The sequence below is a fragment of the Paraburkholderia sp. SIMBA_053 genome, from assembly GCF_046534895.1.
GTDB classification, from domain to species: domain Bacteria; phylum Pseudomonadota; class Gammaproteobacteria; order Burkholderiales; family Burkholderiaceae; genus Paraburkholderia; species Paraburkholderia caledonica.
On record NZ_JAWRXU010000002.1, the window covers coordinates 601,626 to 614,219 of the forward strand.

At 63.0% G+C, this 12,594-nt stretch carries 16 protein-coding genes and 1 tRNA gene; 7 read left to right on the top strand and 10 right to left on the bottom strand.

Annotated elements, in window-relative coordinates; all coding sequences use genetic code 11:
* Positions 1-131: 131 nt before the first annotated feature.
* On the top strand, positions 132-872 hold the full coding sequence (locus tag SB753_RS09185; protein ID WP_020065759.1) for a FadR/GntR family transcriptional regulator: 741 nt from the start codon (positions 132-134) through the stop codon (positions 870-872).
* A 297-nt stretch (positions 873-1,169) separates the two neighbouring features.
* Positions 1,170-2,132 carry a Gfo/Idh/MocA family protein gene (locus tag SB753_RS09190; protein WP_410800289.1) on the top strand — a complete coding sequence of 321 codons (963 nt, stop codon included), beginning with the start codon at positions 1,170-1,172 and terminating at the stop codon, positions 2,130-2,132.
* 21 nt (positions 2,133-2,153) lie between these two features.
* On the opposite strand, the gene SB753_RS09195 is transcribed toward SB753_RS09190, so the two are convergent.
* From SB753_RS09195 to SB753_RS09225, 7 genes are all read right to left on the bottom strand, one after another.
* Positions 2,154-2,813, bottom strand: a complete 660-nt coding sequence (locus SB753_RS09195; RefSeq protein ID WP_020065761.1) for an amino acid ABC transporter permease — start codon at positions 2,811-2,813, stop codon at positions 2,154-2,156.
* A gap of 113 nt (positions 2,814-2,926) precedes the next feature.
* Positions 2,927-3,721 carry a cystine ABC transporter substrate-binding protein gene (locus tag SB753_RS09200; RefSeq protein ID WP_087750942.1) on the bottom strand — a complete coding sequence of 265 codons (795 nt, stop codon included), beginning with the start codon at positions 3,719-3,721 and terminating at the stop codon, positions 2,927-2,929.
* A gap of 144 nt (positions 3,722-3,865) precedes the next feature.
* On the bottom strand, positions 3,866-4,888 hold the full coding sequence (locus SB753_RS09205; RefSeq protein ID WP_087750943.1) for a quinone-dependent dihydroorotate dehydrogenase: 1,023 nt from the start codon (positions 4,886-4,888) through the stop codon (positions 3,866-3,868).
* 165 nt (positions 4,889-5,053) lie between these two features.
* Positions 5,054-5,875, bottom strand: coding sequence for an arginyltransferase (locus tag SB753_RS09210; protein WP_020065764.1), 822 nt, complete (start codon positions 5,873-5,875; stop codon positions 5,054-5,056).
* Between the two features lie 174 nt (positions 5,876-6,049).
* Positions 6,050-6,787 (bottom strand): leucyl/phenylalanyl-tRNA--protein transferase, encoded by a 738-nt coding sequence (gene aat, locus SB753_RS09215; protein ID WP_310354951.1) that lies wholly within the window; start codon positions 6,785-6,787, stop codon positions 6,050-6,052.
* A gap of 9 nt (positions 6,788-6,796) precedes the next feature.
* Complete coding sequence (locus SB753_RS09220; protein ID WP_027804270.1) at positions 6,797-7,342, bottom strand: NUDIX hydrolase; 546 nt, start codon at positions 7,340-7,342, stop codon at positions 6,797-6,799.
* A 285-nt stretch (positions 7,343-7,627) separates the two neighbouring features.
* Positions 7,628-7,704, bottom strand: a tRNA-Met gene (locus SB753_RS09225).
* 324 nt (positions 7,705-8,028) lie between these two features.
* Between SB753_RS09225 and SB753_RS09230 the strand changes: the two genes are divergently transcribed.
* Together SB753_RS09230 and SB753_RS09235 are read left to right on the top strand one after the other, a co-directional pair.
* Positions 8,029-8,526: a heme-degrading domain-containing protein gene (locus tag SB753_RS09230; protein WP_027775215.1), complete on the top strand. Its 498-nt coding sequence runs from the start codon at positions 8,029-8,031 to the stop codon at positions 8,524-8,526.
* Between the two features lie 4 nt (positions 8,527-8,530).
* Positions 8,531-8,869, top strand: a complete 339-nt coding sequence (locus SB753_RS09235; protein ID WP_087750944.1) for a DMT family transporter — start codon at positions 8,531-8,533, stop codon at positions 8,867-8,869.
* A 99-nt stretch (positions 8,870-8,968) separates the two neighbouring features.
* On the opposite strand, the gene SB753_RS09240 is transcribed toward SB753_RS09235, so the two are convergent.
* Positions 8,969-9,349 carry a hypothetical protein gene (locus SB753_RS09240; protein ID WP_410800025.1) on the bottom strand — a complete coding sequence of 127 codons (381 nt, stop codon included), beginning with the start codon at positions 9,347-9,349 and terminating at the stop codon, positions 8,969-8,971.
* Positions 9,350-9,397: 48 nt separating this feature from the next.
* On the bottom strand, positions 9,398-9,589 hold the full coding sequence (locus SB753_RS09245) for a hypothetical protein (protein WP_027775212.1): 192 nt from the start codon (positions 9,587-9,589) through the stop codon (positions 9,398-9,400).
* Positions 9,590-9,751: 162 nt separating this feature from the next.
* On the opposite strand from SB753_RS09245, the gene SB753_RS09250 reads away from it, so the two are divergent.
* A complete protein-coding gene (locus SB753_RS09250) occupies positions 9,752-10,027 on the top strand; it encodes a hypothetical protein (RefSeq protein WP_410800026.1) in 276 nt (91 codons plus the stop codon).
* Positions 10,028-10,232: 205 nt separating this feature from the next.
* Entirely contained in the window at positions 10,233-10,517 is a 285-nt protein-coding gene (locus SB753_RS09255) for a DUF1488 domain-containing protein (protein ID WP_410800027.1), read from the top strand.
* Here the strand turns inward: SB753_RS09255 and SB753_RS09260 are convergent.
* On the bottom strand, positions 10,477-11,475 hold the full coding sequence (locus SB753_RS09260) for an NAD-dependent epimerase/dehydratase family protein (RefSeq protein ID WP_410800028.1): 999 nt from the start codon (positions 11,473-11,475) through the stop codon (positions 10,477-10,479). The two genes, SB753_RS09255 and SB753_RS09260, sit on opposite strands and share 41 nt — an antisense overlap.
* Before the next feature lie 136 nt (positions 11,476-11,611).
* Here SB753_RS09260 and SB753_RS09265 point away from each other — a divergent pair, with 136 nt between their 5' ends.
* Entirely contained in the window at positions 11,612-12,529 is a 918-nt protein-coding gene (locus tag SB753_RS09265) for a TetR/AcrR family transcriptional regulator (protein WP_410800029.1), read from the top strand.
* Positions 12,530-12,594 lie beyond the last annotated feature (65 nt).

Here is a 12,594-nt window from a genome sequence, read left to right on the forward strand (position 1 = left end):
TCCCAACTGGCGTAACCGTTGTGAAGCTAGCAACGTATCGTGGATGAACACCACGTGACGATAAAACACACAAAGAACGTCGGTTTATCAACAGGCTACGCGGGGGCGAACACCGCTTCGGGGAGAGGGTCATGGAACAGGGAAACAAAGATCGATCACTGGTCAGCAAGGTGATGGACGGGCTCGTTACGGGCATCGTCGAGGAGAAGTACGGCGCGATACTGCCGCCGCAAGACGTGCTGTCGAAAGAGTTCGACGTGAGCCGCACGGTCATGCGTGAGGCGCTGTCGATGCTGCTCGCGCGCGACATGCTCGATGTGCGGCCGAAGATCGGCACGCGCATCCGGCCGATGAGCGACTGGCGCATGATCGACGAAGACGTCGTGAACTGGCGTTTTCGCGCGAAGCCCGATCCGCTGTTTCTGCGCGACGTGATCGAGTTTCGCATTCTGATCGAGCCGCGGGCGTCGGCGCAGGCCGCGGCGCGCGGCAGCGCGGCCGACATCGCTGCGGTGCGCGACGCGTTCGAGGCGTTTCGCGTGATCCGTCCGGCCGAACCGGGGTATCAGGAAGCCGACGAACTCTTTCATACGCGCATCGTCGTCGCGAGCGGGAATCAGTTCTTCAAGCAGATGGCGGCGATCATTCGCGGCGCACTGGCGACGGGCAACCCGATCGTGAACGAGAGAGAAGGGATGTGGGAAGGCGCAGTGAATTCGCACCGGCGCGTGGTCGAAGCGATAGAACGGCGTGATCCGAAAGAAGCCGAGCTCGCGTCGATGGCGATGATCGACTTCACGACCGAAGAGATCGCGGGCACCTTCGCCGCAGCGCCGCCGGTCCCGCCCGCGCATGGCGGAAACGCGGGATAACGCCGAGCCGACGTGTGGCTTCTGGCGCTGCTGCGCGCGTTGCCGCAGCGGCGCGCCGATTGGCTGACGGTCAGGCGTGCAGCGTCACCGGCGCGTTGTGTTTCCCTTAGGTCGACTCACTTGCGGGCGGCATGCGCGACAATGGCGCCTTGCTCTTAACCGCAGGGACGCCAGGTGATCGTGACAAACGCTGTAATCAACGCGGGCACACATGCCCCGGCAAACGCCGCCACTGACGCCACTAACGCCACCACGCAAGCCACCACCGACGCAACACAAGCCATTCCATCGGACGGCATGGTCCGTTGGGGAATCGTCGGTACGGGCCGCATTGCGCGCCGGTTCGCTCAAGGGCTCGCTTATGTGCATAACGCGCGTGTCACAGCGTTGTGGTCGCGCCGTGCCGCGCCGGCGCAGGCTTTCGCCGACGAATTCGGCGGCCGGTTCTGCGCGAGCTTCGATGCGCTGCTCGCCAGCGAGATCGACGCGCTCTATATCGCCACCGTTCAGGATAGTCACGCTGATTACGCCATCGCGGCACTGCAAGCGGGCCTGCACGTACTGTGCGAAAAGCCCGCCGCGATCAACAGGCCGCAACTCGAGCGCATTCAGGACGCCGCGCGTCGCGAGAAACGCCTCTTCATGGAAGCGATGAAGCCGCCGTTCTATCCGTTGTACAGAAAGTTGCAGGCGCATCTAAAAGACGATCCGATTGGCGAAGTCGGGCTCGTGCGGGCCGGCTGTTCAGTGCCGGGCGTGCCCGACGATCACCCTTCGCTGTCGTTCGAGCATGCGGGCGGCGCGCTGCTCGATATCGGCATCTACGAGATGTTTCTCGCCGTCGACTGGCTGGGCGCGCCGCTCGACGTGCAAACGCTCGGGCGCCTCGGTTCGACCGGCGTCGATACATTTGCGAGCCTGAACAGCCAGCATGAGCGCGGCATCGCGCAACTCTTCTGCGGCCTCGATCTGCACGGCAAGGGCGACGCGTTGCTGATGGCGAAGAGCGGGCACGTGACGATTCACGAACCGTGGTGGAACCCGTCGCGCGCGACTATCCGCTACGCCGACGGTCGCGTGATCGAGCTCGACGAGCCGTTCGAAGGCGGCGGTCTGAACTACGAGACCGCGCATTTCTGCGAGCTGATCCGGGCGGGACAGATCGAGAGTCCGGTAATGCCGCACAGCAAGTCGTTGCAGATGATCGCAATGGCCGATGCGGCGCGTGCAGCCTTAGGGCTCAGATTTGCGGGCGAATGACGCCGGCTGCGCGCTCAGTGCTCAGTGCCTTGAGGGCAACGCGAGCCGCCGTTCATACCAGCGCTGCAGCAGTTCGAGTATCTGGCATAGCACCCAGTAGACTGCCGCCGCCGCAAGGTAGAGCGGCAATGGCTGATACGTCGATGCGATGATTTCCTGTGCGCTACGCAGCAGTTCGGTCACCGTAATCACGGAGACCAACGAAGTATCCTTGATCAGGCTGATCAAGCTGTTCGACAGGCTCGGCACCGCAATGCGCAGGGCTTGCGGCGCGATCACATAGCGCAGCGTCTGGCGCCGCGAGAGTCCGAGACTGTAGGCGGCGAGCCATTGCCCCTGGTGAATGCCGAGGATTGCGCCGCGCATGCTTTCCGACAGATACGCGGCCACGTTTGCCGACAGCGCGATCACGCCGGCCGGCGTCGGGTCCAGCGAAATGCCGAAGCTCGGCAAGCCATAATAGATCACGAAGATCTGCACGAGGAGCGGCGTGCCGCGCATCACGCTCACGTAAATGCGTGCGATCCAGTTCAATGTGCGGCTGTGGCTCACGCCCATCAACGCAAGCATGGCGCCGGCGATAAGTCCGAAGAACATCGACAGAACTGCGAACTTGACCGTGAGGACAGCGCCCTGCGCGAGCACAGGAAGCGATTGAACGAGCAGGGAAGTGGTGGACATGAGCGGTGCTCGGTTTGGCGCGCGAGACGCACATCGCCCGGGCGGGGCGCGTGCTGCAACAGTGCGAAGGGCGGCATTCCGGAGAAGCCGCCCTTCGTTTCATGCAGAGCCGGTTACTTGATCGGCTTGCTCACGTCGATGCCGAACCACTTGTCCGAGATCTTCGCGAACGTGCCGTCCGCTTCGAGCTGCGTCATTGCGTCGTCGATTGCTTTGGCGAACTTCGGATTGTTCTTTTTGAACGGGATGCCCGACGGGTTGCCCGCGCCGACATTCGCGCCGGTGCGCAGCGGCAACTGCGAATTCTTCAACAGATACGCGAGCATCAGACGGTCGTTGAGCGCCGCGTCGAGACGGCCCGCCGCCAGATCGCGCAGATATTCGGGCGCGCCCGGGTACGTTTTCACGTCGATGCCCGGCACCGACTTCGCCATGTCCATGTAGTTCGTACCAAGGCCGACGCCGAGCTTCTTGCCCTTCAGATCGTCGAGCGACTTGAACTGACGCGTGTCGTCCTTACGCTGGATCAGCTGCGCGGCCGAGTACGTATATGCGGGCGAGAAATCGAGCGCCTGCTTGCGCGCATCCGTAATCCCGACCTGGTTGACGATCACGTCGAACTTGCCGGCCTGAAGACCCGCAATGATGCCGCTCCATTCGGTCGTGACGAATTCCGGCTTCACGCCGAGCTTCGTCGCCACTGCTTTGGCGATGTCGACGTCATAGCCGACCAGTTCGCCCGACGGCGCTTTTGAATTGAACGGAGGGAAGGTGCCTTCGAGGCCGATGCGCAGCGTGCCGCGTTGCTTGACCTGATCCAGCAGGTCGTCGGCATGGGCCGTGACCGCGGTGAACGAAGCGCCGATCAGAGCGGCGACGAAAATTTTCTTCAACAACCCGAGTTGCATTGTGTTCCTTTTTGTTCGTATGTCGTTTTAGCGGACGAAAGCTTAACAAAGCAGACTGTCGAACGCTAAATATCGTTTGTTCATGCCTGTATTACCCGGCCGCCGCACGCGTGGGTTCGCGTGCCTGCGTTCGCGTGCCTTGGGTCAGCGAAGCGCCTGCACGCATTCGGCGACGAGCGCCGGTCCCCGATAGATGAAGCCGGTATAAAGCTGAACGAGCGAGGCGCCGGCGGCGAGTTTCGCGCGCGCATCGTCGCCGGAAAAGATCCCGCCCACGCCGATGATCGGCACTGCCTCACCGACTTCGGCGCGCAGCTTGCGGATCACTTCGTTCGACGCGTCGAACACCGGCTTGCCCGACAGGCCGCCGGCTTCGTCGCCGTATTGCATGCCTGCGACGGCGGTGCGCGAGAGCGTGGTGTTGGTCGCGATCACGCCTTCGAAGCGGTGGCGCAACAACGTGTCCGCGATGGACTTGATCTGCTCGTCGTCGAGATCGGGAGCGATCTTCAACGCGAGCGGCACCAGCTTGCCGTGCATGTCGGCGAGACGCTGCTGCTTGTCCTTGAGCGCCGCGAGCAGCGCGTCGAGTTCGCCCGCGCCTTGCAACTGGCGCAGGTTCTTCGTATTAGGCGACGAAATGTTGACCGTCACGTAGCTCGCGAACGGATAGACGCGTTCGAGGCAATACAGGTAGTCTTCGGCGGCGCGTTCGATCGGTGTGTCGGCGTTCTTGCCGATGTTCAGTCCGAGAATGCCGCGATAGCGCGCGGCCTGCACGTTTTTCACGAACTGGTCGACGCCCGCGTTGTTAAAGCCCATGCGGTTGATCACGGCATTCGCCTCGGGCAGACGGAACATGCGCGGCCGCGGATTGCCGGGCTGCGCGCGCGGCGTGACCGTGCCCACTTCGATGAAGCCGAAGCCGAGCGCGGCGAGCCCGTCGATCGACGCACCGTCCTTGTCGAGCCCTGCTGCAAGCCCCACGGGATTGCGGAACGTCAGCCCCATCACCGTGCGCGGCGCGTCCGGCACGCGCGCGGCGAGCGCGCCGGCGAGGCCGGTGCGGCCCGCGGCGCCGAGCACACGCAAGGTCAGGTGATGAGCGTCTTCCGCGTCCATGCGAAAGAGTTGGGCGCGTATGAGCGGATAGAGGGAACTGAACACAGGACGGAGCCGGGCGGCCAAAAAATGGGAACCCGCTATTTTACCGGCTTTGCGGTGTCAATGAGATAAGGCGGGGCAGGCGTCGCGCTCGTTGCTTGTGTCCGCAGCTAAGCCGCAGCTAAGCCGCAGCTAAGTTGGCACCTAAGTTGGCAGCTAAGTCCGCACCTAAGGCAGCAGCGGCCCGCGTTTGCCCCTCGACGCTGCGTCGGCCTGCGGGAGATCTGCGCCTTCGGGATCGAGCACCCGCCATACGCCGTCAACCAGACCTTCGAGCGGCCGGAAGTTGGCCTTGTAGGCCATCTTCGGACTCTCGCGAATCCAGTACCCAAGGTACACATACGGCAACTTCAGGCTGCGCGCCTGCTCGATCTGCCAGTAGATGTTGTACGTGCCGAAGCTCGTATGCGGCAGTCCCGGCTCGAAGAACGTGTACACGGACGAGAGCCCGTCGCCGAGAATGTCGATCATGCTGATCATGCGCAGAAGACCAGGCGATTCGGGATTGTCCGGCAGCGGTTCCCGGAATTCGACGAGTCGCGAGTTGATCCGGCTTTGCAGCAGAAACTGTTCGTACTGGTCGCGGCTGTCGCGGTCCATGCCGCCGCCCGCATGTCGCGCCGACTGATAGCGCATATAGAGCGCGTAGTGTTCCTCGTCGTAGTGAAGCGGCGCGACGGTGGCGATCATGCCGCCATGCTTTTTCCAGACGCGCCGCTGCGTGCGGTTCGGCTCGAATCTGTCGACCGGCACGCGCACCGGCACGCATGCGCGGCAACCGTCGCAATAGGGCCGATAGGTAAACACGCCCGAACGCCGGAAGCCGGCCTTGACGAGGTCCGTGTAGACGTCCGAGTTGATCAGGTGACTGGGCGTCGCGACTTGCGAGCGCGCGATACGCCCGTCGAGATAACTGCAGGGATAGGGCGCCGTTGCATAAAATTGCAGCGCCGAAAGCGGAGAAAGAGGCAGCTCGTTAGGATGAGTCACGTTGGCAGCTCTCGAAGCATCTCTGATAATGCAAACCCGGCGTGCGTTGCAACTTGTCTTGCAGATCTCTTGCAAAGCGTGTTGCAGTTCAATGCGCAACTCGCGGTGCGGCTCATGGTGCAGCACGTGATCCGCGCGTTTCGTTGAACGGATCCGGATTCGGCCTGATTCTTCCTACGCCGCTCGCGCGAGCACATCGAGCAACACGGTCTTGTCGAAGCGCCAGGGAATGCGCGGTGCGTCGACAGACGCGCGAACATGAGCGATGAATGCCTTGCGCGCTATCTCGCGACCGCCGAGCGACGCCAGATGCGACGTGTTCTGCTGGCAGTCTATCATTTCTATTTCGTGACGGCGCAAGTGCCCGACGAGCGCGGCCAGCGCCATTTTCGAGGCGTCCGTGACGTTGGCGAACATGGATTCGCCGAAGAACATCTTGCCGAACGAGACGCCGTACAAGCCGCCCACGCGCTCGCCTTCGAACCATGTCTCGATGCTGTGCGCGTCGCCCACGCGATGCAGCGACGAATAGGCTTCGACCACGTCCGCAGTTATCCAGGTGCCGCGCTGGCCACGCCGCGGCGCCTCCGCGCAGGCGCGCATCACGGCAGCGAAATCCTGGTCGACGCGGATTTCCCACGCGTCGTCGCGCAGCACGCGCTTGAGCGTTTTACGCAGCGACGGCGATATCTTGAACTCGGCCGGACGCAGGACCATGCGGGGGTCGGGGCTCCACCACAACACGGGCTGGCCGTCCGAATACCACGGGAAGATGCCGTGACGGTACGCGTCGATCAGGCGCGACGGCAGCAGATCGCCGCTTGCGGCAAGCAGGCCCGGAGCGCCGCTTGCCGCGCCGAGCGCGCGCTCGACGGGCGGAAACGGATCGTCGGGTCCGAGCCAGGGAACCATGCGTGACGCTCAGCCTTCGCGCAGCGAGCGGAAGATGTCGCCCGTATGCAGGCCGAAGCTGCCGGCCGCGCGGTCGGCGAAAAAGAAGCGCAGCGTTTGTCCGACGGTGGGAAATGCAATCTCGTCCCACGGAATGTCGCTTTCTTCGAAGAGCTTGACTTCGAGACTCTCCTCGCCCGCGGCAATGTCCAGATCGAGCAGGCGCGCCATGTAGAAAAGATGCACCTGATGCACATGCGGCACGTTCAGCAGCGAGAAGAGGTTCTGTACCTCCACGCGCGCGCCGGCTTCTTCGAGCGTTTCCCGCGAAGCGGCTTCCGCCGTTGTCTCGCCCATTTCCATGAAGCCTGCAGGCAGCGTCCAGTAGCCGTAGCGCGGTTCGATCGCGCGGCGGCATAGCAGCACCTTGTCGTCCCATACCGGAACGGTGCCGACGACGTTGCGCGGATTCTGATAGTGCACCGTGCCGCAACTGCCGCATACGAAGCGCTCGCGGTTGTCGCCCGGCGGAATGCTCAGGCTGACGCCGTGGCCGCAGACAGAACAGAATTTCATAGGAAGGGCACGAGAAAGAGTGCTAGGAGTTTATCACTGGGGCGGCGTTTTACCGTGCGCAGAGATGGTGACGCGTGATGAGGGCGGCGCCGGCGAGCGGGCGGAGTGAGGAGGTGTGCGTGCGCTTATGCGCAGCGTATTCGTGTGCGTGATCATGCAGATCATGGGGCATCCACCGGGCATCGACCCATGCCAGAAATATCGACGCGAAAAAACGGCCGTACAAAACAAAAAAGGCCTGCCGGTTTGGCAAGCCTTCAATGTTGCTTTCGACGTTCCAGCTTTTGGTTGCGGGGGTAGGATTTGAACCTACGACCTTCGGGTTATGAGCCCGACGAGCTGCCAGACTGCTCCACCCCGCGTCCGTCGAAGAAAAGATTATAGACCAGATCACAGGACGATGCAATAGTCGAGGCGCTAGTCGTTTAGCAGGTGCCTTCCCGCTTGCGAATCCCTGCAATCGCTCGCACTCATCGTGAGCCTTCAGCGAAACGTCGCGCGATGCGTGGGCGGCGTCGCTTCGCGCCAGGCCGCTGCAAGACGCTGCGCTAGAATCGGAATTTCCCGGCGCGCCGTCATGTCATTTGCGCGAAACTCACGACGAATGAGACTCACGACGAATCCACACCGAGTCGGTCGCGAATGCACGACGGCGAGCCCGCACTCACACTTGCTCCTGGAACTTCATGGACATCGCTCACGACCTGCAGATCATTGCCGCTCAGGAACACGCGCTCGTGTTCCCCCAATTCGATGCTGACCGCGCATGGCAAATCGGCGCCTATCTGCATGAAGTCGCGAAAGCGCGCGGCATTCCTGCCGCCATCGACGTGCGCACGTTCGGTCAGCCTCTGTTCTTCAGCCTGCTCGACGGCGCGACGCCGGACAACGTCGATTGGGCGCGCCGCAAGGGCAACACGGTCGCGCATTTCCGGCGCAGCTCGTATGCGATCGGCCTGAAAATGCAGCAGGCCGGCAGCACGCTCGCGGACAAGCACGGTCTGCCCGCCACCGAATATGCATCGCACGGCGGCGCGTTTCCGTTGACGGTCGCGGGCGCGGGCGTGATCGGTTCGGTCACGGTGTCCGGCTTGCCCCAGCGTGCCGATCATGAGTTCGTAGTGGAAGCCCTTTGCGCGCACCTCGGTCACGACTACAGCAAGCTCGCGCTTGCAAAGGTCTGAGCCGATGCGGCTGCCGCCTTATGCATTGCTTGGTATCGCGATCGTGGCCGAGGTGATTGCCACTTCCGCCATGCGAGCGTCGGACGGTTTCTCGCGGCTCGTGCCGTCGGCGGTAGTGGTACTCGGCTACGGAGTCGCCTTCTACTGCCTGTCGCTAACGCTCAGGAGCATTCCTGTCGGCATTGTCTACGCCGTGTGGTCGGGCGCGGGCATCGTGCTGATTACGCTCGTCGCGCTGCTGCTGTATGGGCAGGTGCCCGACGTGCCGGCCGTCATCGGGCTCGGGCTGATCATTGCCGGCGTCACCGTGCTGAACATGTTCTCGAAGATGCAGGCACATTGAAGCGCAAGCCCGAGCCACCGCGAAGGCTCTGGCTGGATCCGTTGTACATGCGATCGAGCTTTGCCGGGGCTTGCCGGTGACGTCGGCTCCTGTCGGCGCCTACTTGCAGCGCACGATCATCGAGCGGTTCTTGACGTTGGCCGACACGACGTTCGTCACGCTGCCGCCCGCGGTCCCGCCTTCGTCGTTGTCTTTCGACACGATGTCATAGCCGGTCGCGCCGCACGCCTTGCCCGCCTGTACATAGCACGAGGCCCAGCTCGAACCGGCGTCGGCGCCGCTGCAATTGACCGCGAAGCCGGTCTGGCCGTTCGGCAGATTGATGAGTGACGTCGTGTTCGACGACGCACACCCCGCCAGGCCCGCGCCCAGCGCAACTGCCACTGGGAATGCAAGAAGAAGGGACGTGTGGCGCAGCAGAGCCCCCGCGTTGCCGCGCGGCGAATGACTTCGGCCCGGCCGTTGCGTCATGAAATGCATCGTGATTGTTTCCTTTGATCGGTTGGCTTGCCGCGCGCAGGCGCAAGCTCAGGGCGTTTCGACAGTAATGCCCGCCGCGCTGACGAGACGGCGGCTTTCGGCGCCGCTTTCAGTGGCCGCGTCTTCCCAGATGCTGATGGCTTTTGCGATGTCGATATCATGGCTTTCGGCATACGCAAACCATTTGTTCGCCGCATCCGGCTCGGGCAGTTCGTGATCGTGCAGAAAATATTTTCCCATATTGCGCTCGCTGAACTCGAAATGAAGGCACTGCAACAGCACGGAACGTGCCGTAAAGTCGGTTCGACCAGGACGGGTTCGACAAGTGCAACCGTGAAAACGTGCAGAACTTATTCGATCGCCGCGCGCCTTACCTGATCTATCGCAACGAGGAGAACGAACATGGCTGAACGGGTCAGCGGCCCTTACCGCGGCTACTACATCAGTGCCGCCGCGCGCCTGGTGCCGGCGTCCAGCGACCAGGGCACCGACAGCACCGACGGCACCTACGTGGGCTCGGTCAGCCTGGCCCAGCTTGGTCCGGACGATGCACACCGGATCGAGACACTACTGGATCTCGGCGATCAGCAACGGTTCGGCAGCGAAGAAGAGGCGCTCGCGTACGTTGAACAGGCCGCGCGCAATTACGTCGACCGTCTGCTGGGCGGCCAGTCATGACCGGCGAACGTCTGCTTCGAGGTAGGTCATGAGGGCGCCTGACGAGCAAGCCCGCGCGCGAACTCATGCCGACGCATCTCGCGATTCCGGCGCCTCGGCGGGGTGGACCGCGGTCCGGCCGCGCGAGTACCATATTCAGGTCGTCCGGGGCCGGCCGGTTCTCGCGGGCTCCGGTTGTGTGCCGGATACTTCTGATGAGGCGACCATGGAAATCAGGTTTCCCGAGGGCGCGCCAGCCTACCGCGATTCCAATCTGACCGTTGTCTTTCCCGCGCTGGTGGACGGTGAGCCCGTACCGTGCGCAATCTCTGTCGAGGCGCTCGAAGATCACTTCGGCGCACATTCCGAAGACCTGGAAGGCTGGATGCGCGCATTCGACGCCGGACGCCCGCGCATAGAAGCCGTGGCGCGCGAGCACTTGCAGATCAGTAACGGCACGCCTGTGCTGCTCAAGAGCGGGCACTTTCCGCCTGGGGACGCGGCTCGCTAGGCTGAGCAGAACCGAGCGCGGCGGCCATGCACTGGCGGATGCCTTCTTCGTAAGACGTCTTCGCGATCGGACCGATCAGCTTCGTCAACGCAGAGTCGTCGAGCACGATCGGTTCGGTCATCAGGTAATTCATCTCGACCAGCTCACGCATCAGTGGATTGAAGAGGCCGAGCACGCGCAGCATCGTCTTTCCGGCCACCATCAGCCTCGGCTGGCGGCCTGCCAGTGCATAAGCCTGTCGTGCCACTTCCCGCTGCGTAATGGTGCCCGCGCCGGCAAGGTGCCACCAGCGCCCATACGCTTCGGGCGTGCGCGTAAGCGTCTCGACCACGGCTCCGATATCCGGCAGATAAATGAATTCGTGCGGCACATCTACGGGACCGATCATCTGCGCGCGCTTTCCATTTGCGGCAGCTTCGAATACGCCGTTGAGCAGACTGCGCTCGATGCCCGGGCCGTAGAAATCCGGTAGCCGCAGAACCAGCGTCGACAGTCCGTTCTTTCCGTGCGCCTGCAACACCAGATTTTCCTGGGCGAGCCGCATTTTTCCTTTGAACGTGTGCGGCTCGCGAGGATGGTCCTCAGCGATCGGATTGCTGCCCGCACGACCGTAGGGATAGACGGTGCCGATCAGAATGAAGCGTTCCACGCCCGCTGCCGTGATGCCTGCGAGCGTTTTCTGCATTAGCGGCGGGTGCTCGGCGAAGCGGTCGTAGGGCACGCCGACCAGATACACGACGCTCTGCAGCCCCTCTGCCGCGGCGCTGATAGAAGCCGGATCGTCCGGATTCCACGTGACGATCTCCGCGTGCGGATCGTGGCCGAAAGCGGCGACCAGCGCTTCCCGCGACCTGCCGACGACGCGGTAGTCGCGGCCTGCCGCGCCGAGCGATGCCGCGATGATCCGGCCGGCGGCGCCGGCAGCTCCGAACAGGCCGACCTTTCCTTCGTTGTGCATGACGGTACCTTCCAGGTGACGCGGCGCGCCTCGATGCACGCCAGCTGTTGATTGGTCAATGTTTTGTGAACAGTGTTCAGTGAACGGTGTTCAGTTTAATTTGACTTTTCAGTTTGTCAACTGGAAAATGCCTCGCATGGGAATCGCTGAAAGAAAGAACCGGGAGAAGCAGGCGTTGCGGGAACGCATCCTTGCAGCCGCACGACATATCGTGATGCGTGAAGGCTTTGCCGCGCTCTCAATGCGGAAGATCGCCGAAGCGATCGAGTATTCGCCCGCCGCGCTGTATTTGCACTTCGCGAGCCGCGACGAGATCGCCCGGGCGCTGTGCGAGGAAGGCTATGCGCAGTTGCTGCAGACCTTCGAGCCGCTCGCGGGCATTGCCGACCCGGCTGAACGGCTCAAGGGAATGGGGCGGGCTTATGTTGCCTTTGGCGTCGCTCATCGGGAAACGTACCGGTTGATCTTCATGGAAGATCCGAGCTATACCGGCGCGGCGCTCGGTGCGAAGGCTGCCGCAGCGGTGTCCGGCCCGTCGAAGTCCGACCCGTCAATTGGGAGCGAGGCGCAAACGCGGGCTCAGTCGGAACAGCCCGGCACGGAAGACGATCCGGGCGCCGCGGCCTTGCAATTCATGATTTCCGCACTCGACGAGCTGAAAGCGGCGGGGCGCCTTGCTGCATCGGTGGATCCGAGGGTCTGGGCCGACGCTTTCTGGGCGACGTTGCATGGCATCGTCGCGCTTCATCTGACGTGCCCGGTTTTTCCGTCGGCGCCACTCGACACCGTTGTGGGAATCGCAATGGACACCTGGCTTGGGGCGGGCGGTGTCGCTGCGGATGCAGATCCAGTTGGCATCGCAAGCTCGAACGCTAACGGGGCGGTCTCGCGCAGGAAGAGGGCTGATGCAGCGGGCGCGCAAAGTTCGTCGCAGGACAATGCGCAAGTCAACGGTCAAGGAGAGGCGCAAGCAGAGGCGCAATCCGGGGCGCAAAGCGGCGTGGGCGCAGAACCCGCGGCTACCCGGCGTCGCGCAACGAAGAAGGCGCGTTAGGCAACGAGTCACCGCCTACCTTGGCGGCGTTCCCACCCCAAGTCGCGCAAGGCTGCGCCTTGCAC

What these genes read in the sequence shown, in the direction of transcription:
- SB753_RS09220 (WP_027804270.1), bottom strand. Translation starts at nt 7,342, where the DNA reads ATGAAATTCTGTTCTGTCTGCGGCCACGGCGTCAGCCTGAGCATTCCG.
- SB753_RS09185 (WP_020065759.1), top strand. Translation starts at nt 132, where the DNA reads ATGGAACAGGGAAACAAAGATCGATCACTGGTCAGCAAGGTGATGGAC.
- SB753_RS09230 (WP_027775215.1), top strand. Translation starts at nt 8,029, where the DNA reads ATGGACATCGCTCACGACCTGCAGATCATTGCCGCTCAGGAACACGCG.
- SB753_RS09250 (WP_410800026.1), top strand. Translation starts at nt 9,752, where the DNA reads ATGGCTGAACGGGTCAGCGGCCCTTACCGCGGCTACTACATCAGTGCC.
- SB753_RS09255 (WP_410800027.1), top strand. Translation starts at nt 10,233, where the DNA reads ATGGAAATCAGGTTTCCCGAGGGCGCGCCAGCCTACCGCGATTCCAAT.
- SB753_RS09245 (WP_027775212.1), bottom strand. Translation starts at nt 9,589, where the DNA reads ATGGGAAAATATTTTCTGCACGATCACGAACTGCCCGAGCCGGATGCG.
- SB753_RS09200 (WP_087750942.1), bottom strand. Translation starts at nt 3,721, where the DNA reads ATGCAACTCGGGTTGTTGAAGAAAATTTTCGTCGCCGCTCTGATCGGC.
- SB753_RS09195 (WP_020065761.1), bottom strand. Translation starts at nt 2,813, where the DNA reads ATGTCCACCACTTCCCTGCTCGTTCAATCGCTTCCTGTGCTCGCGCAG.
- SB753_RS09240 (WP_410800025.1), bottom strand. Translation starts at nt 9,349, where the DNA reads ATGCATTTCATGACGCAACGGCCGGGCCGAAGTCATTCGCCGCGCGGC.
- SB753_RS09235 (WP_087750944.1), top strand. Translation starts at nt 8,531, where the DNA reads ATGCGGCTGCCGCCTTATGCATTGCTTGGTATCGCGATCGTGGCCGAG.
- aat (WP_310354951.1), bottom strand. Translation starts at nt 6,787, where the DNA reads ATGGTTCCCTGGCTCGGACCCGACGATCCGTTTCCGCCCGTCGAGCGC.
- SB753_RS09260 (WP_410800028.1), bottom strand. Translation starts at nt 11,475, where the DNA reads ATGCACAACGAAGGAAAGGTCGGCCTGTTCGGAGCTGCCGGCGCCGCC.
- SB753_RS09265 (WP_410800029.1), top strand. Translation starts at nt 11,612, where the DNA reads ATGGGAATCGCTGAAAGAAAGAACCGGGAGAAGCAGGCGTTGCGGGAA.
- SB753_RS09190 (WP_410800289.1), top strand. Translation starts at nt 1,170, where the DNA reads ATGGTCCGTTGGGGAATCGTCGGTACGGGCCGCATTGCGCGCCGGTTC.